This is a genomic window from Nonomuraea wenchangensis (assembly GCF_900111685.1).
In the GTDB taxonomy this organism is placed as follows: domain Bacteria; phylum Actinomycetota; class Actinomycetes; order Streptosporangiales; family Streptosporangiaceae; genus Nonomuraea; species Nonomuraea wenchangensis.
This window is the reverse complement of sequence record NZ_FOHX01000002.1, coordinates 60,211-85,433: the sequence shown is the minus strand read 5'-3', so window position 1 is coordinate 85,433 and position 25,223 is coordinate 60,211. Positions and strand designations below refer to the sequence as shown.

Annotated in this window: 26 protein-coding genes; 13 read left to right on the top strand and 13 right to left on the bottom strand. The window is 72.4% G+C overall.

Annotated features, from left to right (window positions below; translation table 11 throughout):
• Window positions 1-12: 12 nt before the first annotated feature.
• The 3 genes from BMW85_RS04785 to BMW85_RS04775 are packed head-to-tail and all read left to right on the top strand — an operon-like array spanning window position 13 to window position 2,833.
• Entirely contained in the window at window positions 13-1,221 is a 1,209-nt protein-coding gene (locus BMW85_RS04785; protein ID WP_091077420.1) for an ROK family transcriptional regulator, read from the top strand.
• A 44-nt stretch (window positions 1,222-1,265) separates the two neighbouring features.
• Window positions 1,266-2,066 (top strand): ABC transporter permease, encoded by an 801-nt coding sequence (locus BMW85_RS04780; protein ID WP_091077418.1) that lies wholly within the window; start codon window positions 1,266-1,268, stop codon window positions 2,064-2,066.
• A complete protein-coding gene (locus tag BMW85_RS04775) occupies window positions 2,063-2,833 on the top strand; it encodes an ABC transporter ATP-binding protein (protein ID WP_091077415.1) in 771 nt (256 codons plus the stop codon). The genes BMW85_RS04780 and BMW85_RS04775 overlap by 4 nt, the downstream gene beginning before the upstream one ends.
• Before the next feature lie 9 nt (window positions 2,834-2,842).
• Here the strand turns inward: BMW85_RS04775 and BMW85_RS04770 are convergent, their stop codons facing one another.
• The 7 genes from BMW85_RS04770 to BMW85_RS04740 all read right to left on the bottom strand — a co-directional run bounded on the left by BMW85_RS04770 (window position 2,843) and on the right by BMW85_RS04740 (window position 11,277).
• Complete coding sequence (locus tag BMW85_RS04770; RefSeq protein WP_091077413.1) at window positions 2,843-4,564, bottom strand: CocE/NonD family hydrolase; 1,722 nt, start codon at window positions 4,562-4,564, stop codon at window positions 2,843-2,845.
• The gene (locus BMW85_RS04765) at window positions 4,557-5,504 is read right to left on the bottom strand and encodes an MBL fold metallo-hydrolase (RefSeq protein ID WP_091077410.1); all 948 of its coding nucleotides are present in this window, start codon (window positions 5,502-5,504) and stop codon (window positions 4,557-4,559) included. The genes BMW85_RS04770 and BMW85_RS04765 overlap by 8 nt, the downstream gene beginning before the upstream one ends.
• A complete protein-coding gene (locus BMW85_RS04760; RefSeq protein ID WP_091077408.1) occupies window positions 5,501-6,427 on the bottom strand; it encodes an alpha/beta hydrolase in 927 nt (308 codons plus the stop codon). Before BMW85_RS04760 ends, BMW85_RS04765 begins: the two co-directional genes overlap by 4 nt.
• Window positions 6,428-6,431: 4 nt before the next feature.
• A complete protein-coding gene (locus tag BMW85_RS04755; RefSeq protein WP_091077406.1) occupies window positions 6,432-7,565 on the bottom strand; it encodes an FAD-dependent oxidoreductase in 1,134 nt (377 codons plus the stop codon).
• 18 nt (window positions 7,566-7,583) lie between these two features.
• Window positions 7,584-8,549, bottom strand: coding sequence for a phosphotriesterase family protein (locus BMW85_RS04750; protein ID WP_091077404.1), 966 nt, complete (start codon window positions 8,547-8,549; stop codon window positions 7,584-7,586).
• Between the two features lie 45 nt (window positions 8,550-8,594).
• Window positions 8,595-9,554, bottom strand: a complete 960-nt coding sequence (locus tag BMW85_RS04745; protein ID WP_091077402.1) for a phosphotriesterase family protein — start codon at window positions 9,552-9,554, stop codon at window positions 8,595-8,597.
• Between the two features lie 109 nt (window positions 9,555-9,663).
• Window positions 9,664-11,277, bottom strand: a complete 1,614-nt coding sequence (locus tag BMW85_RS04740; protein ID WP_091077400.1) for an MFS transporter — start codon at window positions 11,275-11,277, stop codon at window positions 9,664-9,666.
• Window positions 11,278-11,475: 198 nt separating this feature from the next.
• Between BMW85_RS04740 and BMW85_RS04735 the strand changes: the two genes are divergently transcribed.
• Window positions 11,476-12,060, top strand: a complete 585-nt coding sequence (locus BMW85_RS04735) for a TetR/AcrR family transcriptional regulator (RefSeq protein ID WP_218155666.1) — start codon at window positions 11,476-11,478, stop codon at window positions 12,058-12,060.
• A gap of 9 nt (window positions 12,061-12,069) precedes the next feature.
• Here the strand turns inward: BMW85_RS04735 and BMW85_RS04730 are convergent, their stop codons facing one another.
• From BMW85_RS04730 to BMW85_RS04715, 4 genes are read right to left on the bottom strand one after another with little or no spacing between them, the layout of a single operon-like run.
• Entirely contained in the window at window positions 12,070-12,993 is a 924-nt protein-coding gene (locus BMW85_RS04730; RefSeq protein ID WP_091077395.1) for a LysR family transcriptional regulator, read from the bottom strand.
• Between the two features lie 11 nt (window positions 12,994-13,004).
• Window positions 13,005-14,159 (bottom strand): NAD(P)/FAD-dependent oxidoreductase, encoded by a 1,155-nt coding sequence (locus BMW85_RS04725; protein ID WP_245774626.1) that lies wholly within the window; start codon window positions 14,157-14,159, stop codon window positions 13,005-13,007.
• A gap of 11 nt (window positions 14,160-14,170) precedes the next feature.
• A complete protein-coding gene (locus BMW85_RS04720) occupies window positions 14,171-14,359 on the bottom strand; it encodes a ferredoxin (protein ID WP_091077391.1) in 189 nt (62 codons plus the stop codon).
• Window positions 14,356-15,537, bottom strand: a complete 1,182-nt coding sequence (locus BMW85_RS04715; protein ID WP_091077388.1) for a cytochrome P450 — start codon at window positions 15,535-15,537, stop codon at window positions 14,356-14,358. Before BMW85_RS04715 ends, BMW85_RS04720 begins: the two co-directional genes overlap by 4 nt.
• A 139-nt stretch (window positions 15,538-15,676) precedes the next feature.
• Here BMW85_RS04715 and BMW85_RS04710 point away from each other — a divergent pair, with 139 nt between their 5' ends.
• From BMW85_RS04710 to BMW85_RS04675, 8 genes are all read left to right on the top strand, one after another.
• Window positions 15,677-16,021 (top strand): SdpI family protein, encoded by a 345-nt coding sequence (locus BMW85_RS04710; RefSeq protein ID WP_091077386.1) that lies wholly within the window; start codon window positions 15,677-15,679, stop codon window positions 16,019-16,021.
• A 133-nt stretch (window positions 16,022-16,154) separates the two neighbouring features.
• Entirely contained in the window at window positions 16,155-16,988 is an 834-nt protein-coding gene (locus BMW85_RS04705) for a CPBP family intramembrane glutamic endopeptidase (protein ID WP_091077384.1), read from the top strand.
• Window positions 16,985-18,151, top strand: coding sequence for a sensor histidine kinase (locus BMW85_RS04700; RefSeq protein WP_091077382.1), 1,167 nt, complete (start codon window positions 16,985-16,987; stop codon window positions 18,149-18,151). Before BMW85_RS04705 ends, BMW85_RS04700 begins: the two co-directional genes overlap by 4 nt.
• The gene (locus BMW85_RS04695; protein WP_091077380.1) at window positions 18,148-18,807 is read left to right on the top strand and encodes a response regulator; all 660 of its coding nucleotides are present in this window, start codon (window positions 18,148-18,150) and stop codon (window positions 18,805-18,807) included. The genes BMW85_RS04700 and BMW85_RS04695 overlap by 4 nt, the downstream gene beginning before the upstream one ends.
• Window positions 18,808-18,830: 23 nt before the next feature.
• Complete coding sequence (locus BMW85_RS04690) at window positions 18,831-19,634, top strand: endonuclease/exonuclease/phosphatase family protein (RefSeq protein ID WP_177240489.1); 804 nt, start codon at window positions 18,831-18,833, stop codon at window positions 19,632-19,634.
• Between the two features lie 84 nt (window positions 19,635-19,718).
• Complete coding sequence (locus tag BMW85_RS04685; protein ID WP_245774625.1) at window positions 19,719-20,516, top strand: polyphosphate polymerase domain-containing protein; 798 nt, start codon at window positions 19,719-19,721, stop codon at window positions 20,514-20,516.
• 6 nt (window positions 20,517-20,522) lie between these two features.
• Window positions 20,523-21,200 carry a DUF4956 domain-containing protein gene (locus BMW85_RS04680; protein WP_091077374.1) on the top strand — a complete coding sequence of 226 codons (678 nt, stop codon included), beginning with the start codon at window positions 20,523-20,525 and terminating at the stop codon, window positions 21,198-21,200.
• Between the two features lie 9 nt (window positions 21,201-21,209).
• Window positions 21,210-22,694: a CotH kinase family protein gene (locus tag BMW85_RS04675; protein ID WP_091077371.1), complete on the top strand. Its 1,485-nt coding sequence runs from the start codon at window positions 21,210-21,212 to the stop codon at window positions 22,692-22,694.
• Here the strand turns inward: BMW85_RS04675 and BMW85_RS04670 are convergent.
• Window positions 22,681-23,577, bottom strand: coding sequence for a DMT family transporter (locus BMW85_RS04670; protein WP_091077368.1), 897 nt, complete (start codon window positions 23,575-23,577; stop codon window positions 22,681-22,683). The genes BMW85_RS04675 and BMW85_RS04670 overlap by 14 nt on opposite strands.
• A 95-nt stretch (window positions 23,578-23,672) precedes the next feature.
• On the opposite strand from BMW85_RS04670, the gene BMW85_RS04665 reads away from it, so the two are divergent.
• A complete protein-coding gene (locus BMW85_RS04665) occupies window positions 23,673-24,533 on the top strand; it encodes a LysR family transcriptional regulator (protein WP_091077365.1) in 861 nt (286 codons plus the stop codon).
• A gap of 3 nt (window positions 24,534-24,536) precedes the next feature.
• On the opposite strand, the gene BMW85_RS04660 is transcribed toward BMW85_RS04665, so the two are convergent.
• Complete coding sequence (locus BMW85_RS04660; RefSeq protein ID WP_091077363.1) at window positions 24,537-25,223, bottom strand: alpha/beta fold hydrolase; 687 nt, start codon at window positions 25,221-25,223, stop codon at window positions 24,537-24,539.

Here is a 25,223-nt window from a genome sequence, read left to right as displayed (position 1 = left end):
GAAAATGGACCCATGTCGACCCCCACTGACGCCCTGCAACGGCTGCGGCGGGTGCACGAGGACGCCGTCCTGTCCGCGCTGCGCTCGGCCGGCGGGCTGAGCCGCGCCCAGCTCACCGAGCGCACCGGACTGTCCCGCACCACGATGTTCGCGATCGTCTCCGGGCTGCTCGAACGCGGCGTGGTCATCGAGACCGAGGGCTCGGCCGCGGAGCCGCGCGGGCGGGGCCGACCGGCCGCGCTGGTCTCGCTCAACCCCGACGCCGGCCTGCTCCTCGGCCTCGACCTGGGGCGCAACCGGGTACGCCTGGCCGTCGCCAACGCCGCACACCAGGTGGTCGCGACGGCCTCGGCCGACCTGCCCGAGGAGGCCGGCCCGGAGGAGGAGGCGGAGAGCGCGGTGCGGCTGGTCCGCGCCGCCGCCGCCGAGCGCGGCCTGAGCCTGGGCGCGCTGGAGGCGATCGGGCTCGGCCTCGTCGGCGTGGTCGACGAGCACCTGCCGCCCGTCCCCCTGGGCGGCGAGCGGTCCGCGGTCGTCCCCGCCCGCTACCTGCCGCTGGCCAGGCGGCTCGGCGAGGAGTTCGGGGTGCGGCTCGCCGTGGACAACAACGCCCGGCTGGCCGCGCTCGCCGAGGCGACGTGGGGGGTGGCCAGGCCGGTCCGCGACATGGTGTACGTGCGCTGGTCGGTCGGCGTCGGCGGCGGCTTCCTCGCCGGCGGCCGGCTGATGCGCGGCGCGCACGGCGCCGGCGGCGAGCTCGGCCACGTCTGCCTCGACCCCGAGGGCCCGCCCTGCCACTGCGGCTCGCGCGGCTGCCTGGAGGGGCACATCGGCGGCCGGGGCCTGCTGGAGCGGTGCGCCGCCCAGGGCGTCCGGCTGCCCGCGCTGGACGCGCTGGTCGCCGCGGCCCAGGACCGCGTGCCCGCCGTGTGCGAGATCGTCGCCTCGGCCGCGGCCGACCTCGGGCGGGTGCTGGCGGGCACCGTCACCCAGCTCGACCCGGCGCTCGTCGTGGTCGGGGGCGAGCTGGCCGGGCTCGGCAGCCTGGTCCTCGACCCGATCCGCGAGGCCATCACAGAGCGGTCGCTGCCGCGTTCGTCCCGCGAGATCGCCGTCGTCCCCGCCGACCTCGGCGTGAACGCCTCCGCGATGGGCGCGATCGCCCTCCTCCTGCACGAGGAGCCCTCGATCCCCGCCCACCTCCGCCCCGACGTCCCCTGAACCGTACCGAGAAGGATCCACCACACCATGCAGAGCTGCGAGCCATGACCGCCGCCACCGTCACAGAACCGTCCGCCTCGCCGCGCCGCCGCCGCCCGCGGCCCGGCCGCACGGTCGTGCTCAACGTGGCGGCCGTGATCGCCGGACTCGCCGTCTGGACCGGCCTGTCCGTGTCCGGCATCACGGGCCTGACCGGGCCGGTCGAGGTGGTGCGGCGGGGCGCCGAGCTCATCGCCGACGGCACCCTCGTCACCGACGTCCTGGCGAGCCTGCGCCGCGTCTTCACCGGCTTCGTGCTGGGCACGGTGCTGGCCATCCCGGTCGGCTTCCTCATGGGCTGGTACGCCACCGCCCGCGCGCTGATCGAGCCTTACGTGCAGTTCTTCCGTACGATCCCGCCGCTGGCGATCATCCCGCTGGCCATCCTGCTGATGGGCATCGGCGAGACGCCCAAGGTGTTCGTCATCTTCCTGGCCGCGTTCCTGTCCAGCGTGGTCTCCACCTTCCAGGGCGTCCTGGACGTGGACAGGACGCTCATCAACGCCGCCCGCGTGCTGGGCGCGTCCGACCGCACGATCTTCATGAAGGTGGTGGTGCCGGCCTCGACGCCGTTCATCATCGTCGGCATGCGCATCGGCCTCGGCGCGGCCTGGGGCACCCTCGTGGCGGCCGAGCTGATCGCCGCCCAGGAAGGGCTGGGCTACCGCATGCAGCAGGCCCAGCTCTACTACGACCTTCCCACGATTTTCGTCGGCCTGATCAGCATCGGGGTGCTCGGCCTGGTCATGGACCGGCTCCTGCTGCTGGCCGAGCGCAGGCTGACCGGATGGCAGGAGCGCCGATGATCCCCAAGATCTCCTTCAGGAACGTGTCGAAGTCGTTCCCGCTGAAGGGCGGCGACTTCCTCGCCCTCGACCGGGTGGACCTGGACATCGCCGACCGCGAGTTCGTCACCGTCGTCGGCCCGTCGGGCTGCGGCAAGAGCACGCTCATGAGCATGGCCGCCGGCCTGACCGAGCCGGGGACGGGCGACATCCTGCTCGACGGCGCGCCCGTCGCCGGCCCGGGCCCGGACCGCGGGGTGATCTTCCAGCAGTACGCGTTGTTCCCGTGGCTGAGCGTGCGCAAGAACGTCGAGTTCGGGCTCAAGCTCATGAACCTGCCGCCCGACGAGCGGAAGAGACGGGCCGAGCACGCGATCGAGCTGGTCGGGCTGTCGGACTTCGCCGACGCGCTGCCGAAGACCCTGTCCGGCGGCATGAAGCAGCGCTGCGCCATCGCCCGCGCGTACGCGGTGGACCCGCAGGTGCTGCTCATGGACGAGCCGTTCGGCGCCCTCGACGCGCTCACCCGCGTCCAGCTCCAGGACCAGCTCCTCGACACGTGGAGCAGGGAGCGGCGCACGGTCATGTTCATCACGCACGACGTGGACGAGGCCGTCTACCTGGCCAATCGGGTCGTGGTCATGGCGGCGCGGCCGGGGCGCATCCACCGGGTCATCGACGTGGACCTGCCGTACCCGAGGACCGAGGAGGTGCGGCTGTCGCCGGAGTTCTCCCGCATCCGCAACGAGGTCTGGCACTCCGTCTACCACCAGGCGCCCGCCGCCTGACCCGCCCGGCTACTCGCCGGGGTTCGTGGTGAACGGCAGGACGAGCCGCGACGGGTGGGCGGCATCGCGGTAGATCTTGTGCGTGACCGGGCGGCCCACCGGCAGGTGGAAGGCGTCCGGCGGCAGCAGCGCGTTGTGCGCGTCGGCCAGCGGCTCGTCGTTCGACAGCTCCGCCACCAGGCGGTGGCCGGGGCGGAAGGTGGCCGCGAACGGGTAGAGGCGCAGCACGTACTCCTCGACGGCGCCCGGCTCGACGGGGACCGCGCGGGTGTGCGGATGGTACGGATCGCCCTCGGTGGTGCGCTCGTCCAGCTCGCGGTGCGACGCCTTGAGATAGCCGGTGGTGATGAGCTGCCGCCTGCCGTCGGGCGCGGCGTCCCACAGACGCAGGATGAAGTTGGTGTCGTCCTGGTCGATCTCGGCGAACAGGTGCGCCGCGCCGGTCCCGATCAGCTCGGTGGCCTGCTCGAACGGCTCGGTGCTCCAGCTCACCGTCTCGACCTTGTCGGTGACCGTGAGCGGGGCCTGGTAGAAGCCGTCGGGGGCGGCGTGCTCGGCGCCCATCAGCTCCGGCTCGGACGACAGCTTGTGGCGCGGGCGCAGGTAGAGCGGGCGGTGCTCGACCGGCTTGGGCGGCCACTGGCCGGCGGTGACGACCTCGCGGGAGCCCTCGACGAAGACGCTGACGGCCGGCTCGTCCATGACGCCGTTGTCGATGCCCTTGAGCCAGTGGTCGTACCAGCGGAACATCTTGTCGTGCTCCTCGACCCAGGGGCGGGACTGCATCGGCGGGTAGGAGCCGATGTCCAGCTTCTTGGGGCCCTTGAGCGCGTGGAACAGCTCGATGTGGCCGTCCACGGTCCAGCCGCGGCCCTGGTCGATCTGCAGGTAGACCGGGATGTCGATGGTGCGGGCCAGGTTGATGGGGTTGCGTTCCTCGTACCAGGGGCCGTCGAGGGGGTTCATCACGATGTCGAACCAGAACTCGCGGTTTTTCGGATATTTCAGGACGTGTACGAGGTTGGGCCACGCGGCCACGTCCGGGTCCCGCAACCGCTCCTCGACCAGGCGCTCCAGCTCCTCCGGGGAGTGCACGTGCCGCATGCGGGAGATCACGTTGGTGTGGGCGATGCCGGAGTCGCCGCCGCGGCCCTCGCGGGCGGCCCGCGGCATGAACCACATGATGCCGCCGTGGTAGGTGGTCTCGTAGAAGTCGAAGTGGCCGCCGCTGACGAAGATCGCCTTCAGGTGCGGGGGCCGTTCGGCGGCGGCGAGCACCTGCATGGAGCCGAAGTAGGAGATGCCGATCATGCCGACGTTCCCGTCGCACCAGGGCTGGGCGGCGACCCATTCGATGAGGTCGTACAGGTCCTGGCCCTGCGGCACGCCGCCGGCGTTGTAGTTGCCGATCATCTCGCCGCCGGAGTCGCCGGTGCCGCGCATGTCGCCGATGACGTGGACGTAGTCCTCCTTGACCACGCGGGCGATGTCACCGGCCTCGATGCAGCCGTCCCACATAGGGGAGGGGCGGCGCTGGGGCGGCGTGGTGAGGGCGAGGGCCTGCAGCTCCTTGCCGTACGCGCTCATCGCGACCAGCGCTGGCCGCGGCTTGTCCTCGGTGCCGTGGTAGGCGTCCACGGCGAGGGTGACCCCGTCGCGCATCGGGACCCGCAGGTCCTTGCGCACGGCGATCCGCTGCGAGCCCGCCTGGATCGTCGGGATGTCAGCCATGGTGGGTGGTTCCTTCTCTCACGAGTTCGGCTCGGTAGGCGTGCATCGAGGTGAAGAACGGCGACGGTTCGAGCGTGGGGTCGCCGGTGTAGCCGAGGCTTCCGGCGACGGGGGCGAACGGCGAGTACGGCGAGTCCGTCTCGCGCGGGCCCTCACGCAGGCAGCGGCGGGCCGCCGCGCCGACCCGGGCCTCGATGTCCAGGCTCCCCTGGATCGCCTCGCGGGCCTGACCGGCGTCGAGCTCGACGCCGTACGGCACGCCGTCCGCGCGCCGGTACGGATGCCCGAGATACAGGTGCCGCGGGCGCACCTCGTCGCGCAGACGCTCCAGGCTCGCCCGGTAGGCGACCGGATCGGTGTAGCCGGGGAAGCCGTTGGCGGCCCCGTGCACCTGGACCGCGTCGCCGACGAACACGTCGTCCTGGCCGTCGAGCACGTAGGCCACCGATCCGGGCGTGTGCCCGGGGATGGCGTGCACCGAGACGGTGACGTCGCCGCCGAGCGGGATGGTCTCGCCGCCCCTGACCAGCAGGTCCGGCTCCATCTCGCCGGAGATGACCGCCTCGGTGGCCGCCGCCACCCTGGCCGCGCCGTCCGGGTCGGCCAGGTAGCGGCCCCGGCCGGCGAGGTACTCCTCGACGTGCGCGTGCCGCGAGCGCAGCATCGGCGCGTCGGCCTCGTGGATGACGACCCGCGCCCGCCGGCCGGTCCGCTCCCACAGCGCGTACGCGCCGCCGACGTGGTCGATGTGGCCGTGCGTGAGCAGGATCCAGCGCACGTCCTCGATCCGCCGCCCGATCGCCTCCAGCGCGGGGGCCATGCCCTCGGCGGGCGAGGACGCGATGCCCGTGTCCACGATCGCCGGCTCGGGCGCGTCGATGAAGAAGCTGTAAAGGCCGAACCGGCCCCACGGCGAGACCAGCGGGTGCACGCGCGTCACGACGCGCCCCGCAGGAAGCCGGCCGTCTCCTCGAAGGCCCGGTGGTAGTCCGGGATCCAGGAGAAGTGCTGGACGAACCCGTGGCCCGCGCCCGGGTAGCGGCTCACCGTGGCGGGCACGCCGGCCTCCGCCAGCCGCCGGCCGTACAGCTCGCCCTCGTCGCGCATGGGGTCGTACTCGCCGGTGATGACCAGCGCGGGCGGCAGCCCGGTGAGGTCCGGGCGCTTGATCGGCGAGACCAGCGGATCGGCGGGATCGGCCCCGCTGCCGAGGTAGAAGGCGTTGAACGGCTTCAGCCCCGCCGTCTCCAGGCCGTAGCCGACGGCGTTCTCGCGCAGCGACGGATAACGGTCGACGTCGAAGTCCAGGTCGAGCGACGGGTAGTACATGACCTGGTGCGTGATCCGGTCGAAGCCGTCGTCGTGCGCCATCGCGGCCACCGCCGCGACGAACGTGCCGCCCGAGCTGTCGCCGGCGACGGCGAGGGTGCCGCCGTCCCAGGCGAGGCTCCCGCCCTGCTCGGCGGCCCAGCGGACCACCCCGTAGCAGTCCTGGAGGCCGGCGGGGAACGCGTGCTCCGGCGCCCGGCGGTAGCCGACGGAGATCACCTTGAGCCCGGTCTCCTTCGCCAGGGACCGCGCGACGTGGTCGTGCGTCTCCAGGCTGCCGAGGAAGAAGGCCCCGCCGTGGAAGTAGACGAGCAGGCCGTACGCGGCCGCGTCGGCCGGGGTGTAGATCCGCACGGGCACCTCGCCCGACGCGGTGCGCGCGGTGGCGTCCTCCACGGCGTGCAGCGGCAGGCGCTCTGCCATCGGCGGGACGTCCGCCTCCTCGGCCGCGCGCATGGCGGCCGGGTCGAGCGGTCCTGGCGGCGGCGCCGGCATGGCGGCCAGCGCCTTGGCGATGTCGGGATGCAGAGGCATGGCGTCAGTCCTGCGGCTGTTCGGAGGAAGGCTGCTGGGAGTTGGGCTTCTGGCCGGGGAAGACGTCGTTGATCTCGTCCTCCGTCCAGCCCTGGCGGGAGATCCGCTGCAGTTCGTCGGTCACCGGCTTGCGGGCGGCCTGGTAGGAGGCCAGCGCCTCCTTGACGGAGCCGGCCTCCTTGAGCGCGTCGGCGAGGGCGCCGGCGTCCAGGATCGCGGAGTTAGCTCCCTGGCCCTGGTGGTGCAGCATCGAGTGGGCCGCGTCGCCCACGAGGACGACCGAGTCCGAGTGCCAGGTGTCCACCGGGTCGATGTCGTAGACCGCGCGGCAGTTGACGGCGTCCACGTCCAGGCTGCGGGTGATGTCGACGATCCGCGGGTCGAAGCCCTCGACGGTCTTCAGCAGGTCGTCCTTGGTGACCTTCGGCGCCCAGGTGGGGTCGGGGCAGAGGGCGGTGATGTCGAAGGAGACCTGGTCGCGGTGGCGCAGCGGCAGGAAGTAGACCTTGGTGCCGCGGCCGATGTACATCCGCAGGTTGTCGTCCACGGCCAGGCCGTGCGCGTCGGCCACGGAGATCACGACGCGGTAGGCGTGCTCGCCGGAGAAGACCGGCGGGTTGTCGCCGAACAACCGCGCGCGCACCACCGACTTGATGCCGTCGGCGCCGACGACCAGGTCGGCGGTGACCGACCGGCCGCCCGCGAAGGTCAGCCTGGCCCGGTCGCCCTCGTCCTCGACGGACTCCAGCTTGTGGCCGAGGTGCACCATGCCCTCGGGGAGCACGCCCAGCAGGGCCTCGATGAAGTCGCAGCGGTGGATCAGGTGGGTCTTCTCGCCGTACGTGGCGATCTCCGGCCACTCCTCCTTGGCGATGGGGTCGGAGGTGGCGGTGAGGATCTCGAAGTAGTCGCTCGGCGAGCTGACCTCGGCGATGGCGTCGAAGACGCCCCACTGGCGGAACCGGTCCATGGTGGAGGGCCGCAGGCCGATGCCGGCCCCGACCTCGCGGACGGCGCCCGCCTGCTCGTACACGTTGACCGTGGCGCCGAGGAGACTCAGGGCCTTGGCGGCGGCGGCGCCGGCGTACCCCGCGCCGACGATCGCGATGTTCAGGTTTCTCAGGTCGGAAGGCTGCATGGTCCCGGTTCTCTGTTCTCAGGTCTGGATGGTCAGGAAATCCGCGGGGTTGTCGACGAAGACGGTCGCGATCGTGCGCTCGTCGAGGCCGGCGGCCCGGAGGTCGGGGATGAGGTCCTCGAAGATGTAGTTGACGGTGTGGCCCTTCACGCCGGGCCAGCCCAGGGGGCTGCAGTTGGCGTCGGCCGAGGCGAGGACCCTGCGCAGATGCCCCTGCCCGATGAAGCGGAGGAAGTGGTCGAGCCGCTCCCTGCGCGGGCGGGCCCAGAACGGCGGGTCGGGCAGCTCGGTCTCGTAGCCGAAGGTGTCGAAGCCGACCCGGCCGCCCTGCTCGGCGATCCAGGTGTCGCGGGTCTTCTCGGCGTTCACGCCGTCGTCGGCGTGGCCGAACAGCACCCGGTCGAGGGGCAGGCCCTCCTCGTTGAAGATCGCGATGGCGGTCTCGGCGTCGATCGCCAGGTGGGTGAGGATCGGCACGCCGGTCTCCAGCGCGGCGCGGGCGGCGGCCCGGTAGATGCGCTTGTCCAGCTCGGTCATGCGTCCGCCGCGGCTCACCCCGACCTTGATGACGCCCGCGCGGCCGCCGGTGCCGCCGATGCCGACGGTGATCTCGTGCGCGAACTGCCGGGTCAGGTAGTCGACGCTCGCCCGCTCGAAGAACGGCAGGGCGGTGTCGCCGCCGACGAAGCCGGTGCAGGCCACGATGTGCACGCCGGTCCTCGCCGACAGCGTCCGGTAGTAGTCGACGTCGCGGCCGTTGCAGATGCCGGTGGCGTCGACGAAGGTGCCGCCGCCGTACTCGCGGCTGTGGTCGTGGAACGCGCGCAGCTTCGGCACGGTCTCCGCGTAACGCTGCTCGGGGGACTTCCACCACGTGCTGTCCAGCTCGGAGCCGGGCATGCCGTACCCGATGTGCTCGTGGATGGCCACGATCCCCAGCTCCTCGGCCGGGATGGGCCCGAGTACGGTGTTCACTCTCGTCACAGAACTCACCTCTTGAAGGTCCGGAAAGGCTCTCGCCGGTGGCGGTCAGCGCACCGAGAGCAGGTCGCGGGGGTTGCCGGCGAGGATGCGCCGGACGTCCTCGTCGCCGAGGCCCCGCGCGGTGAGCAGGGGGACGAACTCCGACAGGACGTGGCTGAACGGCAGGTCGTTGCCGGGGTGGCCCTTGGCCACGCCGACGGCGTTGGCCGACAGCAGGACACGGTCGCCGTGCCCGGCACCGACGAGGTCGAGCACGAGGGCCGCGCGGTCCTGGTCGGTGACGCCCCCGTCCGAGCCGACGTGGTCGAGTGCGACGTACGCGCCGCGGCGGGCGATCTCCAGAGGGGCGCCGGCGGCGAGGGCGTCCTCGCGGTCGAGCCCGCCGACGACGACGCGGTCGGCCGGCAGCTTCTCGTCCAGGACGATCTCCAGGTCGTGCACGGCGTCGGCGCCGTGGCGGACGGAGAGCGGCACGCCGGTGGCGAGGGCGGTGCGGGCCGCGCCGCGCAGCAGGCTCTCGTCGGTGGCGGTCATGCCCTCGCGGGTCGCGGCGGTGGCCACGAGGCCCGCGGCGGCCCGCCGCTCGACGCGCGGGACCACCATGCCCTCGGTGACCTCCTGGGTGAAGAGGCGGGCGAACTTCTCGGCCGGCCACGGCGTCGGCGGGTTGGTCTGCGGGGTGAGGAAGTAGCCGCCGAGCAGCTTCTCCGGGCCCATGCCCGTGGACGCCACGATGTGCACGCCGGTCGAGCGGGACAGCGCCTCGTACAGCCGCGGGTCGCGGCCGTGGAACATGCCCGTGCTGTCGACGATCGTCCCGCCGCCGTGCGCCCGGAAGTCCGCCAGCTTCCGCGCCAGGATCTCGAAGATCTCGGCGCGGTCGATGGTGATGTCGAAGGCGTGCTCCGCCCCCGGGAGCACCGACAGCAGGGCCTCGTGGATCGCGACGACCCCGAGGTCGTCCGCGGGGACGGGCCCGAGGACGGTGTTGACGGTGCTGCTCATGGCAGTTCGCGCACCTTTCACCGGTACTTCCTTTCGCTGGCGATCGTGTCACATAATTTTACAGGGCGTCAAGCAAATGTCCTCCCTGTAAATTCTTCTGGTCGAGGCGTCAGGTGGCGGCGATGAGCTGGTCGTCGTCGTCCAGGTGCTCCTCGACGTCGGCCCGGCCGGAGCCGAAGAGCCCGGCCAGGGTCAGGACGGCGGCGACGGCCGCGCACAGCCCGGCGACCAGGAAGGCGACGTTGTAGGCGTTGCCCAGGGACTCGAAGGCCAGCACGCGCAGGCTGTCCGGCATGGGCACCGGCGGCAGGTCAGGGCCCGCGCCAGGCACCACCGGCATCGAGTTGACCGCCATCGCGCCGCCCTGCTGGGCCAGGCCGCCCGCGACCTCCGTGTACGGCGCCTTCAACCCGGAGGCCGCGATCGCGGGGCCGAGGCCCTGCGTCAGGTCACCGTTCGCGCGGCTCACCGCGAACGCGGCGATGAGCACGGGCCCGAGCGCGAAGCCGAAGTCGCGCAGCAGGTTGGTGGTGGCGCTGGCCATGCCCGCCAGCCGCAGCGGCACCGCGTTGATCGCCACGGCCGTGATCGAGCCGACGGTGAGCGCGAAGCCGACGCCGAGGGCCAGCATCGGCAGCATGAAACGGGTCCAGCTCGGGTCGTGCACGTCGAACGTCGAGCACCAGATGCCGCTGACCGCGATGAGCGCGAAGCCGGTGGTGAGCACCCAGCGCGGCGCGACGTTGCGGATCAGGTGCGAGACGACCGGCACCAGCAGGAAGGCGGGACCCTGGATGAACAGGAACAGCACCCCGACCCTGAGCGCGCTCTGGTGCTGGATGGCGCCGAGCCAGATGCTCATCGAGTAGCAGGTGGCGAGGAAGGCGAACATGCCGACGACCGTGGCGACGGCCACGACCGCGTAGGAGCGGTTGGCGAAGATGGTGAGGCGCAGCAGCGGGACCTCGGTCCGCAGCTCGATGACGACGAACGCGCCGAGCAGCACCACGCTCGCGGCGAAGGCCCCGATGATCTCGGGTCGGGCGAAGCCCGCCTCGGAGCCCTGGGTGGCCGCGAAGAGCAGCGCGATCAGGCCGAGAGCCAGGGTGACCTGGCCGGGAACGTCCAGCCGGCGGCCCTCGGGCGCGGAGGAGTCGGCGGCGAACTGGGTGATGGCGATCGAGACGACCGAGGCGGCGATCACCACCAGGTACGACGTGCGCCACCCGCCGTCCGCCGCCAGCCAGCCGCCCATCAGCGGGGAGATCGCGGCGCCGGCCGAGAGGAAGCCCGCCCACATCGCGATGGACCTGGACCTGGCCTCCTGCGACGTGCTCACGGCGGCCAGCATGGCGAGCGAGATCGGGTACAGGATCGCCGCGCCGACGCCGGCGACGACCTGGCCGATCCACAGGACTTGGACCGTTCCCGCGAGGTAACAGATGACCGAGCCGGCGACGGTGAGCGCCGCGCCGGCCTGCAGCAGGCGCTTGCGGCCGAACAGGTCGCCGATCACGCCGGTGGTCAGTTCGAGGACGACCATGGGGATCGCGAAGGCGGCCGTGATCCAGGCCAGTTCGGCGCCGGTGGTCTGGAACTCCTGCTGGAAGGTGCCGTTGAGCGCGCCGGGCAGCGAGTACGCCACCTGCGCGAGGAGCACGGCGAAGCAGCCGGCGAGCACCGTTGCGGTGTGCCCCTGCCTGCGCGCGGCGGTCTGAGTCATGGCGGTCGTCTTCCTCGTCAAAGGGGAGGGGGGTGGGGTGTGAGCGGCATCACCGCGTTGATTGTGCAAAGTGGCACAAGATTTAACATGGCGTCAAGAGTTTGAGCAGCGCGTATCCGAAATGGGCGCCGAGGACGGAACACGGCCTGAGTGCTCTACGCTGGCCGCATGGCGAGGCTTCGTGAGGCACAGAAGGAGATGACACGCAAGCTCCTGCTGGACGCCGGCCTGGAGCTGTTCGTGTCGAAGGGCTACGCGGCCACCACGGTCGACGACATCGCCTCGGCGGCGGGCACGACAAGGGTGACGTTCTACGCCTACTTCCCCTCGAAGGTCGAGCTGATGAAGGCGCTCATCACCGAGCGGCTCAACGCCGAGCTCGGCCGCGTCCCCTCACCGGAGCACGGCTCGACCGCGCACGACCTGGTCACCGTGGTCGCGGACGGCACCAGGGAGCGGATCCGCGACTGGCTCGCGGCGATCTCGCTGCGCTGGCCGGTCATCCGCCCCTACACCACGGCGGCCTTCGAGGCCGCCGCCGTCGACCCCGAGATCCGCGAGCTCCTCGGCGCCTGGCTCAACGAGGCCATCGGCGACGTCGAGGAGGGACTCAACCGCGCGGACCGGTTCCCGGCCGCCACCCGCCACTTCCGCAGCGTCATCGCCATCACCGAGCTCGACCACGTCGCGCGCCACTGGGTGGCGGGACACTGGGGCGTCCAGCGCGAGGAGATGCTGGACGTGCTCACCGAGAGCTGGCTCGGCACGATCGGCCGCCGCTGACGGCCCGGCTCAGGCCCGCGCCGCGTCGAACAGCAGCTGCCGCAGCCACGCCATGAAGTGGTGGTCGCCGAGCCGCGGGTTCCACACCATGTCGATGCCCAGACCGGGGATGGGGAACGGGAACTCCTCGATCCGCAGCGGCACGAGCGTGCTCATCTCGCGCGCCACCCGGTACCTCATCAGCGCCACCCCGCCGGCCCGCCCCACCAGGTAGGGCACGAGCAGGAAGTCCGAGATCAGCAGCCCCACCCGGTAGGGGACGCCGTGCTCGTCGAGCACCGAGTAGGGGAAGACCCGCCGCTCGGTGTCCACCACCACGTGCGGCTGCGCGGACAGCAGGTCGAGCGCGCTCGACTCCGGCGGCGTGTCCACGGAGGTCACCACCACGCCGCGGTCGTCGTACAGCCGCTCACGCGGGTACGGCGCGGCGATCGCCTCGGACACCAGGACGACGTCCACGCCGTGCTCGGTGTAGGTGGACTCGGTCGGCACGGTGATCGTACGCAGGCGCAGCGTCGCGTTCGGCGCCCGCTCGGCCACCAGGCGGGCCAGCCGCGCCCCGAGGACGAACGCCGTGCTGGTGGTCATCGCGACCGTGATCACCCGGCCGTCCGTCGCCGGGTCGAAGACGGGGAACCTGACCACGTCCGCGACCTGTTCGAGCGTCGCCCGCAGCGGCGCGATGAGCTGCACGGCGCGCGGGGTCAGCGTGACGCCGTTGCCCTGCCGGACGAGCAGGTCGTCGCCGAGCAGCCGCCGCAGGCGGCCGAGTGCGTGGCTCATCGCCGACTGGGAGAGGCCGACCCGCTGGGCGGCCCTGGTGACCGAGCGCTCCTCCAGCACCGCGAGCAGGGGCACCAGCAGGTTGAGGTTGACCGACGCCAGCCGGTCCAGCCCCGAGCCCGCGGTGCCCCTGTCGTCGTCGTCGCTCATCGCGACGCATCCTATGCGGCGGCCTGGCTCACCCGGCGCAGCTTCGGGATGGGGACGCGGTGGTTCAGCGCCACGGCCACGCCGCGGCCGTCGCCGTGGGACCAGCGCATCAGCGCCGGCCCGCCGGGCCCGCCCTCGACGAACGCCGGCTCTCCCGCCACCGGTAGCTCGCCCGCCGCCTTGAGGCTGAGCCCGAACTGCTCGGTCCAGAAGTACGGCTGGAACCGCAGCGGCGGCGTCTGCTCACCGCGCACGAGGGCGGCCCCGGCCACCTTCGCCTGCTCGATCGCGCTGCTCCACAGCGGGACGCGGCGCCGCCCGTACGGGGTCGGGAACGCCGCCAGGTCGCCGGCCGCCGCGACGCCGGGGCGCACCAGTCCGCGCTCGTCCACCTGGAGGACGCCGCCGCCGTCGGCCAGGCCGGTGCCGGCCAGCCATTCGGTGTTGGGGACGTCGCCGACGGCCGACACCAGCAGCTCCGCCTCGACGACCTCCCCGTCGCCGAGATGGACGCGGGCCTGCCCGGCGGACGCCTCGACGTGCGTGGCGCCGTTCGTGAGCAGGGTCAGCCCGCGCTCCAGCGCGGCCCTGACGAAGACGCCCGCCAGGTACGGCCCCAGCTGCGCGCTCAACGGCACCCCGTCGGAGACGAGCGTGACCCGGCAGCCCGCCGCCAGGCAGCCGGAGGCGATCTCCATGCCGAGCGGGCCGCCGCCGACCACGACGACCGACGGCCGCCCGGCTAGCCGCGCCCGCAGCGCCAGCGCGTCGTCCAGCCCGCGCAGGGTGAGCTCGTCGGGCAGCCCGGTCAGCCGCCGGGCGCGGGAGCCGGTGGCGATCACCAGCCGGTCGTACGGCAGCGCGTCGCCGCCGTCGAGCCTGACGAGCCGGCGCTCCAGGTCGAGCCCCGAGGCCCGGACCCCGAGCAGTTCGTGCGCCCCGTGCGTGGCCGGCGGCAGCTCGTGGGACGACAGGTCGTCGCCGTCGAGCAGGAGCGCCTTCGACAGCGCCGGGCGGCTGTAGGCAGGATGCCGCTCGTCGCCGACGACGGTCAGCTCCCCGTCGTAGCCGCTGTCGCGCAGGGCGTCCGCCGCGGTGAGCCCGGCGACGCCGTTGCCGACGACGACGACCCGCCTGACCGGCCCGTTCACGCGAGGCCCGTTCACGCGAGGCCCGTTCACGTGAGGCGGAGGGCCGCGACCGGGCAGACCCGGACGGCGGCCTGGGCCTGCGGGACGTCGGCGTCGCCGATCTCCTCCTGGTGCAGGACCAGCTCGCCGTCGTCGTCGAGGTGCATGAGCGCGGGCGCGGCCTCCTCGCAGAGGCCGTGACCCTCGCAGCGGGGACGGTTCAGGACGATCTTCATGCGGGGAACACTTCCAGGACGGGGAGCTCTTCGATGCTCCGGGTGACGTTGCTCGGCACCCGCACCTCGGGGCCGACGACGAGCCGTTCGACGCGGCGGGACAGGGACGTGATGACCGCGTGCGCCTCCAGCCGGGCGAGTCCCTGACCGGCGCAGCCGTGCGGACCGTAGCCGAACGACAGGTGGTCGATCGGGTTGCGCTCGACCAGGAACGCGTCGGGGTCGGGGTAGTGGCGCGGGTCCCGGTTGCCGGCGCCGAGCAGGACCGCGACCTTCGCGCCCTTCGGGATCAGGACGCCGTCGATCTCCACGTCCCGGGTCGCGCGGCGTCCCCAGGCGTTGATCGGCGGCCAGAAACGGAGCGTCTCGTTGAACGCGGCCGGGACCAGCGCCGGGTTCTCCCGCACCAGGGCGAGCTGGTCGGGGTGCCGGGCGAAGAGCGCGACGATGTTGCCGATGGAGGCGATTGTGGTGTCGACGCCGGCGCCGAGGTACTGGTGGATGATGTGGCCGGCGGTGTCCGGCGGGATCTCGCCGCGGGCCTCGGCCTCGAAGATCCCGCGTCCGACGGAGCCGGGCGTCAGGTCGCCGGCGGTGACCGCCGAGCACCAGGCGTACAGCTCGCCCGCGATCGGGAAGCTCTCCGCGGTGCGCTGGTTCATCGGCCCGAGGACCTGCATCGCCGCCTGCCCCCAGCGCAGCATGTTGTCGCGGACGTGGCCGGTGAACCCGATGAGGTCGGCGACGATCTCCAGCGGCAGGGCGCGGGCCAGCGCGTCGATGGCCTCGAACGAGCCCTTGGCGACCAGCTCCTCGACGAGCGCGTCCGCCTTGGCCTCGATGGTGGCCTTCAGCCCGCGCAGCGCCCGCGGCGACAGGTTGGCGGTCAGCGCCGCCCGCAGCCGGGTGTGCGCGGGCGGGTCCGAGGAGAGTGACGTGCCGGTCAGGGCCTCGTTGACCATCGGGTTGAAGCCGATGGCGCCGGCCGAGGAGAAGGTCTCCCAGTCGGCGAGGGCGTCGCGGATCACGTCGTAGCGGGTGAGCGCGTAGGCGTCGTTCGCCGGGAGGCGGACGACGGCGCCGAGCTCGCGCAGCGCCGCGTACGACGGATAGGGGTCGACCAGCACCTCGTCGTCGAAGAGGTCCAGGTCGGAGACGGGGGCAGCGGAGTCGGTCATCGGTCTCACCTCGGGGGTCGGTCGCTGGTAGTCCAGTGAAACGACCGGGATGCCATCAGGCAAACGCATGTTCTGCATGGCCGGACATGAATCCCGTGCATGCCTGGTTCGACCCGTACAAGCGATCTAGGATCGACATATGTGGATCCTGCCGCTCGTGGTGCTGCTCGGGGGCCTCGTCCTCGGGGTCGTCGGCTACCTGGGCCTGGTCGGGCGGCTGCCGCGCAACGAGTTCGCCGGGGTCCGCACCGCCACGACGATGCGCAGCGACGCCACGTTCCTGGCCGCGAACCGCGCGGCGGGCCCGCCCACGCTGGCCGGCGGCGGCGTCGGCCTGGTGGGAGCGGTGGTGGCCTGGCTCATGCCGGGCGAGATCGGCGTGGTCACCGCGTCCCTCGTGGCGCTCGCCGTGATGACGGGGCTGACGGTCCTGGGTGCCGTGAAGGGTGTCCGCGCCGCGAAGGCGGTCGTCGACCCCCGCTGACTTGTCCCCCGTGCGAGCTACCCGCGAGTGTCCACCGTACGGTGACGATTCCCGAGGGCCGGATCTCTAGCGTTCTGTGCGTGGCCGCGGCGCACGGACCGGCGGTCTCCCGAACCCTCTCCAAGGAGTCGTCATGCGACTGGTGAAACAGTTCGTGGCCGTCGCGGTGGTCGCGTTCGCCGGCAACGCGGGGGTGAGCGCGGTACAGGGGAACGCGCTCCTCACCCTGATACTCGGCGTCGCGACGGCGGCGCTCGCCCTGTTCGTCTACGCCCGCGTGGTGCGCTGGTCCGAGCGCCGCGACCCGGTGGAGGTGGCCACGGCGGGCGCCGCCCGGACGGTCGGGCGCGGGGCGCTGATCGGGGCCGGGCTGTTCGCCGCGGTGATCGTGAACATCGCCTTCATGGGCGGCTACCGGATCGACGGCATGGGCTCGATGATGGGCGCGCTGGGGCTGGTCGGCTTCATGGCGGCGGCCGCCGTGACGGAGGAGCTGCTCTTCCGGGGGATTCTGTTCAGGATCGTCGAGGAACGCCTCGGCACCTGGCTCGCGCTGACGCTCACCGCAGCGGTGTTCGGGCTGGTGCACCTGGTCAACCCGCACGCCGACCTGTGGGGCGCGACCGCCATCGCGATCGAGGCGGGCGGCATGCTCGCCGCCTGCTACGCCGCCACCCGCACCCTCTGGCTGCCGATCGGCCTGCACTTCGGCTGGAACTTCGCCGCCGCCGGCATCTTCGGCGCGGAGGTCTCCGGCAACGGCGCCTCGGACGGGCTGCTGCACGGCGTGACGTCGGGCCCCGCCGCGCTCACCGGCGGCGCGTTCGGTCCCGAGGGCAGCGTGTACGCGGTGGTGTTCTGCACGCTGCTGACGATCGTGTTCGTGTGGCTGGCCCACCGGCGCGGCACCTGGATCCCGCGCAGGCGCGTCGCGGCGGCCGGCGAGGACGCTAGGCTCTCCCGATGATCGACTTCCGCCGGGTCAGGGAGCTGTGGCAGCGGCTCCACGTCACGGTCCGGGACGCACCGCTCGGGGTGGCGCTGATGGTCACGTCGTTCCTGCCGGCGCTCCAGAACAACGGGACGCAGCTCGGCGACCTGCCGGCCCGCCCCTTCGACGAGCTGGCCGTCGTGGCGATCGCCCTCCAGTGCCTTCCGCTCGCCGTGCGCCGCCAGTGGCCGGCCGTCTCCATCGGCCTGGTCTCGCTCGGGTTCGCCCTCGACCAGGTCCGCGTCTACCACACGGTGGCCGGCACCGCGCTGGCCTTCGCGCTCATCAGCGCGGGCGCCCACCTCGAACGGGGCCGGCGGGTCGTCGTGGTCCTGCTGTCGGCGGCGTACGTGACGCTCGCGGTGGTGCTCACCCGGCTCGGCTCGACCGAGGGGCCGGAGGGGTTCACGGTGTTCTATTTGGTGCTGGTGCTCGCCTGGTGCAGCGGGGCCTGGCTGCGCTCCACCCGGATCGCCGAGGCCGAACGCCGCCGTGCCGTCGCCGAGGCCACCCGCACCGCCGAGCGCACCCGCATCGCCCGCGAGCTGCACGACGTCGTCACCCACCACGTCACGGCGATGGTCGTGCAGGCCGAGGCGGCCCGCTACCTGACCGCGGCCCCCGAACGCCTCGACGCCACCTTGAGCGCCGTCACCGACACCGGCCGCCGGGCCATCTCCGACCTGCGGCACCTGCTCAACCTGCTCAACCCCGACCACGACGGCGCCGGCGCCGCCCATGTCCGGGCGCCGTCCATCGGCGACCTCCGCGAGCTCGTCGAGCAGACCCGCCAGGCGGGGCAGCCGGTGGAGCTCACGGAGGCGGGCGAACCCGCGGGAACGGCGGGCAGCGCCGAGTTCGTGGCCTATAGGGTCGTGCAGGAATCCCTGACGAACGCCCTCAAACACGCCCACGGCAGTCGCACCGCGGTCAGCGTCCGCCACGGCGAGAAGGAGATCACCGTGGAGGTCACCACCGAAGGCTCCGGCTCCGCGGCCGGCTCACCCGGAGGGAGCGGGCGCGGCCTCGCCGGGCTGCGCGAGCGGGTCGACGCCCTCGGCGGCGAGTTCAGCGCCGACCGGCGGGCGGGCGGCGGCTTCGTCGTACGGGCCCGCATCCCCGCGGGAAACCCGGCGTGACCGCGCCGGTACGCGTCCTGGTCTGCGACGACCAGGCGCTCATCCGCACCGGGTTCGCCACGATCATCGACGCGCAGCCCGACCTGGAGGTGGTGGGCGAGTGCGGCGACGGCCGCGCCGCGGTCGAGCTCGCCCGTGAGGTGGACCCGGACATCGTGGTGATGGATGTCCGGATGCCGGTGCTCGACGGCATCGAGGCGACCCGTCTGCTGGCCGGCGCCGGCGTGGCGCGTCCCGTCAAGGTGCTCGTGGTCACGACGTTCAACCTGGACGAGTACGTCTACGAGGCGCTGCGCGCCGGCGCGAGCGGCTTCCTGCTCAAGGACGCCCCGCCCGCGCAGCTCCTCCAGGGCATCCGCACCGTCGCCTCGGGCGCCGCGCTGCTGGCCCCCGAGGTGACCAGGCAGCTCGTCGGCCGCTACGCCTCCCGCATCCGCCCCACCGAGCAGACCCCGGACGACCAGGCGCTCACCCCGCGCGAGCTGGAGGTGCTGCGCCTCATCGCCGACGGCCTGTCCAACAGCGAGATCGCCGCGACGCTGGTCATCAGCCAGGAGACGGTGAAGACGTACGTCTCCCGCATCCTCACCAAGCTCGACCTGCGCGACCGCGTGCAGGCCGTCGTCTACGCCTACCGCAGGGGACTCGTGACCTGACCGATGTCCTAGGGTGTGGGGGCGTGCGGATCACTTCACTGAACACCTGGGGCGGGGCGATGTTCGACGAGCTCGCCCCCTGGCTCGGCGGCTGCGACGCCGACGTCCTGTGCCTGCAGGAGGTCACCCACACCCCGACCGCGGCCGGCTGGACCCGGTTCGACGACGACGATCGTTCGCTGCCGCAGCGGGCCGACCTCCTGGGCGACGTACGCGCCCGCCTGCCCCGCCACCACGCCCTGTTCAGCGCGTGCGACTCCGGGCCGGTCCAGGACCACGAGCACCGCGTCCACCAGCAGGACTTCGGGCTCGCCACCTTCGTCGCCCCGGCCTTCCCCGTCGTCGGCGTGCGCTCCGGCTTCGCCCACGGCGAGTACGCCGACCACGGCGACCGGTGGCCCAGCGACGGCCGGCCGCGGGTCGCGCTGGCGGTGCGTGTGTTCGACCGGCGGGCCGGGCGGTTCGCCACCGTCGTGAACTTCCACGGCCTGCGGGACGCGAGCGGCAAGGCCGACACCCCCGCCCGCCGCGCGCAGGCCGAACGCCTCGCGGACCTCGTCGCCGGGGCGCGCGAGAAGGGCGATCTGACCGTGGTGTGCGGCGACTTCAACGTCCTGCCCGGCAGCGAGACGTTCCAGGTGCTCGGCGGGCTGGACCTGGTGGACCTGGTGCGGGACGCCGACACCCGGACCTCCCGCTATCCCAAGCCGGTGCGGCACGCGAGCTACCTGCTGGTGTCCGAGCCGGACGCGGTCACGCGGTTCGAGATCGTGGCCGCCCCCGAGGTGTCCGACCACCGGGCGCTGACGCTCGACCTCTGGGGGTAGCGCGCGTTCACCTGGACGTCAGGCCCGGTTCACACACTTTTCCCAGCTTCGTGCTGTCGGATGTGTGCGGACGAAAGGAGGGCCATGCACGCGTTCAACCGGTACGAGATCAAGTATCTCGTCGACGTGGCCGAGGCCGCCGCGCTCCGCGAGGAGATCGGGCGGCGGCTCGACCGCGACCGCCACAGCGGCGACCGGGGCTACGGCGTCTGGAGCGTCTACTACGACACCCGGCAGCTCCGCTTCTACTGGGAGAAGATCGAGGGGCTGAAGTTCCGCAGGAAGCTGCGGGTGCGCCACTACGGCGACCGGTTCTCGGTGGGCGAGGACACGCCGGTGTACGTCGAGATCAAGCAGCGGGTCAACCGGGTCACCCAGAAGCGGCGGGTACGCCTGCCGTACCGTGACGCGCTGCTCCTCTGCGACGGGCGGACGCTCGTCGAGCACGAGCCCGCCCAGCGGCCCTTCCTGGAGGAGGTGCTGGACCTGGTCCTGCGCCTCGACCTGCGAGCCGTCGCGATGACCGGCTACACCAGGCACGCCTACGTCGGCCGCGACGCCGACGTGGGCCTGCGGGTGACGTTCGACCAGCGGATCCGCGGCCGGGACCGGGACTTCCACCTCGGCGCGGACGCCGAGGACCGGCTCATCGTCCCCGCCCGCAAGGTGATCGTGGAGGTCAAGGCCGACGAGCGGGTGCCGTACTGGCTGACCGACCTCACCGCGAAGCGGAACCTGCAGGTGGTGCGGGTCTCCAAGTACTGCCAGAGCGTCGAGGCGTACGGGCTCGCGCCGCGCTCGGTGTTCCACATTCCTGACCACGACCTCGACACCGACCTCGACGCCGGCCGCTCCCGGCCGGCGGTCCCCTTGGAGGCATGACCCCCTATGGACTTCTCCTTCCAGGACCTGTCCGGCACGTTCAGCGTGGCCGACATCGCGATCGCGATGTCGCTGTCGTTCGTGCTCAGCGCGATGATCGGCTGGGTCTACCGGGCCACGCACCGCAACGTGTCCTACAGCCAGTCCTACGTCCAGACGCTGGTCGTCCTGGGCATGCTCATCTCGCTGATCATGCTGGTCGTCGGCTCGAACATCGCTCGCGCGTTCGCCCTGGTCGGCGCCCTGTCGGTGGTGCGGTTCCGCAACGCCATCAAGGAGACCCGCGACGTCGGGTTCATCTTCCTGGTGATGGGCGTCGGGATGGCCGTCGGCACCCGCTTCTACCTGCTGGCCGTGGTCGCCGCCGTCGCGATCTCGCTGATCGTCGTGGTCATGCACCGGTTCAACTGGTTCCAGCTCAACGTACGGCGTCAGGTCGTCAAGGTGCAGGTGCCGTCGGACGACGACTACACCACGGCGATCCAGGACGTGCTCGTCCGGCACACCGACGAGTTCGAGCTGGTCAGCATGGAGTCGATCCGGGGCGGCGCGCTGCTCGAACTGATGTACACCGTCAAGATCAAGAAGGGCAGCGAGCCCGCCGACGTCATCTCCGGACTGCGCGAGCGCAACCACGGCCAGTCGGTCACGGTCCTGACCGGGTACGACCAGACCGATCTGTAGGGCCCGGCCATGGCACAGCTCAAACACCGCGTCCCGGTCAGACTTCGGCAGAACTGGAGGCTGGTCGCGCTGTGCGCGGCGTTCCTGGCCGTCTGCTGGGGCGTGTTCGGCAGCGGGACGATCCGCCCGTACGTCACCAGCGCCCGCGCCGCCGAGGCCGGCACCGTCACCACGAACCTGACCGGCTCCAAGGACCTGTTCGACGCCTCGGTGCCGCACGACGTGCGACTCACCTTCACCGACGAGGCGTACGAGGACATGCTGACCGAGTACTTCAAGGACGGGGAGAAGAAGTACGTCGAGGCCGACCTGGTCATCGACGGCACCCGGATCCCCAGCGTCGGCGTCCGGCTCAAGGGCAACTCCACGTTGCAGGGGCTGACCTGGAAGGGGCAGAGCAAGCGGCGGGTCATGCCGGGCGGCGGCCCGCCGGACGGCTTCCAGCCTCCCGAAGGCTTCCAGCCTCCCGAAGGCTTCCAGCCTCCCGAGGGCTTCCAGCCGGGCAACGGACAGCCTCCGCCGGGCAACGGGCGGCCGCCCGGTGGCGGTGGCATGATGCGGGCCTCGCTCAAGGCCGAGGAGCCGGAGAGCCTGCCCTGGCTGATCAGCTTCGACGAGTTCGTGGAGGGCCGCCGCTACCAGGGCCACAGTCAGCTGGCCGTGCGCCCGTCCCTGTCCGGTTCGACGGCGATGCTGAACGAGGCGCTCGGCATCGCGGTCGTCGGCGCGGCCGGCGAGCCCACCCAGCGCTCCACCTACGGCTCCTTCACCGTCAACGGCCGCGCCTCGACGCCCCGCCTGCTGGTGGAGTACCTGGACGAGGGCTACGCCGAGGGCCTGGGCGACGGCGTGCTGTACAAGTCGCTGGCCTCCAGTTCCTTCACCTACAAGGGCGAGGACCAGACCGCGTACGGCACCGACTTCAAGCAGGTCGACAAGGTCGGCGGCAAGGACCTGCAGCCGGTCATCGACTTCGTGAAGTGGGTGAACGAGTCCTCCGCCGAGGAGTTCGCGGCCGGCCTGGCCGAGCGCCTGGACGTGGAGTCGTTCGCCCGTTACGTGGCCCTGCAGAACCTCATGGTCAACTTCGACGACATGGCCGGCCCCGGCCGCAACTACTACCTCTGGTACGACCTCGCCGCCGGGAAGTTCACGGTCGTCACCTGGGACCTCAACCTCGCCTTCAACGGCGACGCCACGAGCGGCGTGCACGACACGATCAGCATGGGACGCATGGGCGGGCACCCGCTGAAGAAGAAGTTCCTCGCCGACGCCGGCTTCAAGAAGCTCTACGAGGAGCAGTACCGCGCCCTGTACGCCAAGCTGCTGGCCGGCGACGCCGCCACCGGCCTGCTGGACAAGCTGGTCGCGGCCTACAACCTCAACGACGGGGCCGACGCCGCCAAGGTGGGGGAGGAGGCGGCGACGCTGCGCACGTTCCTGGAGACCAGGAAGAAGACGCTCGGCGCCGACCAGGCGATCACCGGGGCGTGAGCCGCGCCGCCGCCGCGCGGCCGCCCGTACGCGAGAGGAGGACCCCGGCGACCACGAGGACGCCGCCCGCGACGGTGTTCCAGCCCAGCGGCTCGGCCAGCAGCGCCGTGCCGAGCAACGTCGACCACAGGGGCGTCACGTACGTCACGGTGGAGGCGATCGTGGACCCCGCCGAGCGGATCACCCGCAGGTTGAGTATGTACGCCAGCCCGGTGCCGACCGCGCCGAGCAGCACGAGCGCCGACGCGGCGGGCACGCCGGGCCAGGACGGCCCGCCGCCGGCGAACGGGAGGACGACGGCCAGCTCGGCGGTCGCGCAGACGATCTGCACGGCCGACAGCGCCGCGGCGGAGCCCTCGCGCCCCGAGTAGAACCTGCGGGTATAGGCGAACCCGGCTCCGTAGCAGGCCGTGGCCGCCAGGCAGGCGAGGCTCCCGATCGGCGGGCCGCCGCCCGCGTCCGGCCCTGCGGCGAGCACCACGAGCGCCCCGGCGAAGCCGACCAGCAGCCCGAGCAGGCGGCGGGCGGTCGGCCGCTCCTGCGGCACCAGGAGCAGGACGAACACCAGCGTGGTCAGCGGCGTCGTCGCGTTCCACACGCCGGCGAGCACCGAGCTGACCAGCGTCTCGCCGTACGCGAGGAGGGCGAACGGCACCGCGTTGAGCAGCGCGGCCACGACCAGCGCGTGCCCCCAGACGGCCCGGTCGCGAGGCAGCGGCTCGCGCCGCAGCGCGCACACCGCGAGCAGGGCCAGCGCGCCGAAGAAGCAGCGCCAGAACGCCACCCACAGCGGTGAGACCCCCGCCTCGACCGCGATCTTGATCAACGCGAAGCTCGCCCCCCAGATGGCGGACAACGTCACGAACGCCGGCATCCATCGCATTCCGCCTCCCCCTTTCCTCAGGAATGGACGGCATCCTGCTGAACAGGGGAGCATGAGTCCAACAAGCCGGCCCGCCGACCCTATGAAGGAAACTCATGACGGTGCACCTGGCCCAGTTGCGGGCGTTCGTGGCGGTGCTCGACGAGGGCGGCTTCGGCGCGGCGGCCGACGCCCTCGGCGTGAGCCAGTCGGCCGTCTCGCACGCCGTCGCCGCCCTGGAACGCGCGCTCAAGGCTCCGGTGCTGCTGCGTCAGGGCCGGCCGCGGCCCACGGCGTTCGGCGAGCGGATCCTCGCCCACGCGCGGGCCGCGGTCGCGGCGGCCGTCGCCATCGACGACCTCGTGGCCCTGCGCGACGGCGTGCCGCGCGGGGCCGTCAGGCTGGGCGCCCCGCCGTCCGTGTGCCAGGGGCTCCTCCCCGGGCTGCTCAACCGGTGGAAGGCCGACTTCCCCGAGGTCGAGATCACCGTGTTCGAGGGCGAGGACGACGAGGTCGCCGGCTGGCTCGCGGGCTCCGCCGTCGAGCTCGCCGTGCTCGTCGACCCGCCGCCGGGCACCGGGGTGGTCGTCGGCGTGGACGCCTTCCACGCCCTGCTCCGGCGGGACCACCCGCTCGCGGGGGAGGCGTCGATCAGCGTCACGGACCTGGAGGACGACCCCTTCCTGCTGTCCCGTGGCGGCTGCGAGTCGCACGTCAGAGAGGTCTTCCGCCAGGGGCGGGCGCCGTTCGCGCCCGCCCACCGGATCAGGGAGATGGGCACGCTGCTCGCCATGGTCCGCAGCGGCGTCGGGGTGACCTTGGTGCCCGGTCTCACCGCGGCGATGCTGGACGAGCGGCTGGTCCTGGTGCCGCTCGACCAGCGGGTCACCAGGAGACTCGTGCTCAGCGGCCCGTTCGGCCGGCCCTGGCACCCCGCCGCCGAAGCCCTCGTCGCCGCCTCCCACCCGCCCGCTTGATGCTCAGCCTTCGCCGGCCTCTGCGGCGAGGAGGCCGGCGAGTTCGCGCGGCCGGGTCAGCATGGGCCAGTGACCGGAGTCGAGGTCGGCGAACGTGACGTTCCTGGCCCGCGCCAGCTCGGGGATGTCCCCGGCGTCGATCCACGCCTTGGCCTCGGCCGGCCCGAACTCGGGGCACACGACGACGACCGGCACGTCGTGACGGCGTTCGTCGGTCAGCCGTACGACGCCCTTGGCGACGCCCTCGGGCACGGGGATCGCGGCGGCGGCGAAGGCCCGCCTGGCCTCCTCGTCGAGGTCGGCCGAGTCGGCCCCCTCGAACGGCCCCCACCCGGGAAAGGGCATGACGCCGTCCGTCACCTCGAAGAAGTCCGCGTACGCGGCCCCGTCGGCGGCAGGGAAACCGCCGACGAGCGCCACCTTGGAGACCCGTTCCGGCCGCGCGTCGGCGGCCAGCCACGCCAGGGTGCAGGCGGCCGAGTGCCCCACCACCATGACCTCGCCGGACGCCGTGTCGAGGGCGGCGAGCACGGCCGCCACCTGGTCGGCGAGCGTGGCCGAGCGGGAGCCGTCGCCCTGGCCGGGCAGGGCGACGGGCACCGGGCGGTGGCCCAGCGCGGCGAGCTCGGGCACGACGTCGTCCCAGGTGGAGGCGTCGAGCCAGAGGCCGCCGATGAGCAGGATGTCCAC

Coding starts and splice junctions, on each gene's coding strand:
- BMW85_RS04785 (WP_091077420.1), top strand. CDS start 13: ATGTCGACCCCCACTGACGCCCTGCAACGGCTGCGGCGGGTGCACGAG.
- BMW85_RS04780 (WP_091077418.1), top strand. CDS start 1,266: ATGACCGCCGCCACCGTCACAGAACCGTCCGCCTCGCCGCGCCGCCGC.
- BMW85_RS04775 (WP_091077415.1), top strand. CDS start 2,063: ATGATCCCCAAGATCTCCTTCAGGAACGTGTCGAAGTCGTTCCCGCTG.
- BMW85_RS04770 (WP_091077413.1), bottom strand. CDS start 4,564: ATGGCTGACATCCCGACGATCCAGGCGGGCTCGCAGCGGATCGCCGTG.
- BMW85_RS04760 (WP_091077408.1), bottom strand. CDS start 6,427: ATGCCTCTGCATCCCGACATCGCCAAGGCGCTGGCCGCCATGCCGGCG.
- BMW85_RS04755 (WP_091077406.1), bottom strand. CDS start 7,565: ATGCAGCCTTCCGACCTGAGAAACCTGAACATCGCGATCGTCGGCGCG.
- BMW85_RS04745 (WP_091077402.1), bottom strand. CDS start 9,554: ATGAGCAGCACCGTCAACACCGTCCTCGGGCCCGTCCCCGCGGACGAC.
- BMW85_RS04740 (WP_091077400.1), bottom strand. CDS start 11,277: ATGACTCAGACCGCCGCGCGCAGGCAGGGGCACACCGCAACGGTGCTC.
- BMW85_RS04735 (WP_218155666.1), top strand. CDS start 11,476: ATGACACGCAAGCTCCTGCTGGACGCCGGCCTGGAGCTGTTCGTGTCG.
- BMW85_RS04730 (WP_091077395.1), bottom strand. CDS start 12,993: ATGAGCGACGACGACGACAGGGGCACCGCGGGCTCGGGGCTGGACCGG.
- BMW85_RS04720 (WP_091077391.1), bottom strand. CDS start 14,359: ATGAAGATCGTCCTGAACCGTCCCCGCTGCGAGGGTCACGGCCTCTGC.
- BMW85_RS04715 (WP_091077388.1), bottom strand. CDS start 15,537: ATGACCGACTCCGCTGCCCCCGTCTCCGACCTGGACCTCTTCGACGAC.
- BMW85_RS04710 (WP_091077386.1), top strand. CDS start 15,677: ATGTGGATCCTGCCGCTCGTGGTGCTGCTCGGGGGCCTCGTCCTCGGG.
- BMW85_RS04705 (WP_091077384.1), top strand. CDS start 16,155: ATGCGACTGGTGAAACAGTTCGTGGCCGTCGCGGTGGTCGCGTTCGCC.
- BMW85_RS04700 (WP_091077382.1), top strand. CDS start 16,985: ATGATCGACTTCCGCCGGGTCAGGGAGCTGTGGCAGCGGCTCCACGTC.
- BMW85_RS04685 (WP_245774625.1), top strand. CDS start 19,719: ATGCACGCGTTCAACCGGTACGAGATCAAGTATCTCGTCGACGTGGCC.
- BMW85_RS04680 (WP_091077374.1), top strand. CDS start 20,523: ATGGACTTCTCCTTCCAGGACCTGTCCGGCACGTTCAGCGTGGCCGAC.
- BMW85_RS04675 (WP_091077371.1), top strand. CDS start 21,210: ATGGCACAGCTCAAACACCGCGTCCCGGTCAGACTTCGGCAGAACTGG.
- BMW85_RS04670 (WP_091077368.1), bottom strand. CDS start 23,577: ATGCGATGGATGCCGGCGTTCGTGACGTTGTCCGCCATCTGGGGGGCG.
- BMW85_RS04665 (WP_091077365.1), top strand. CDS start 23,673: ATGACGGTGCACCTGGCCCAGTTGCGGGCGTTCGTGGCGGTGCTCGAC.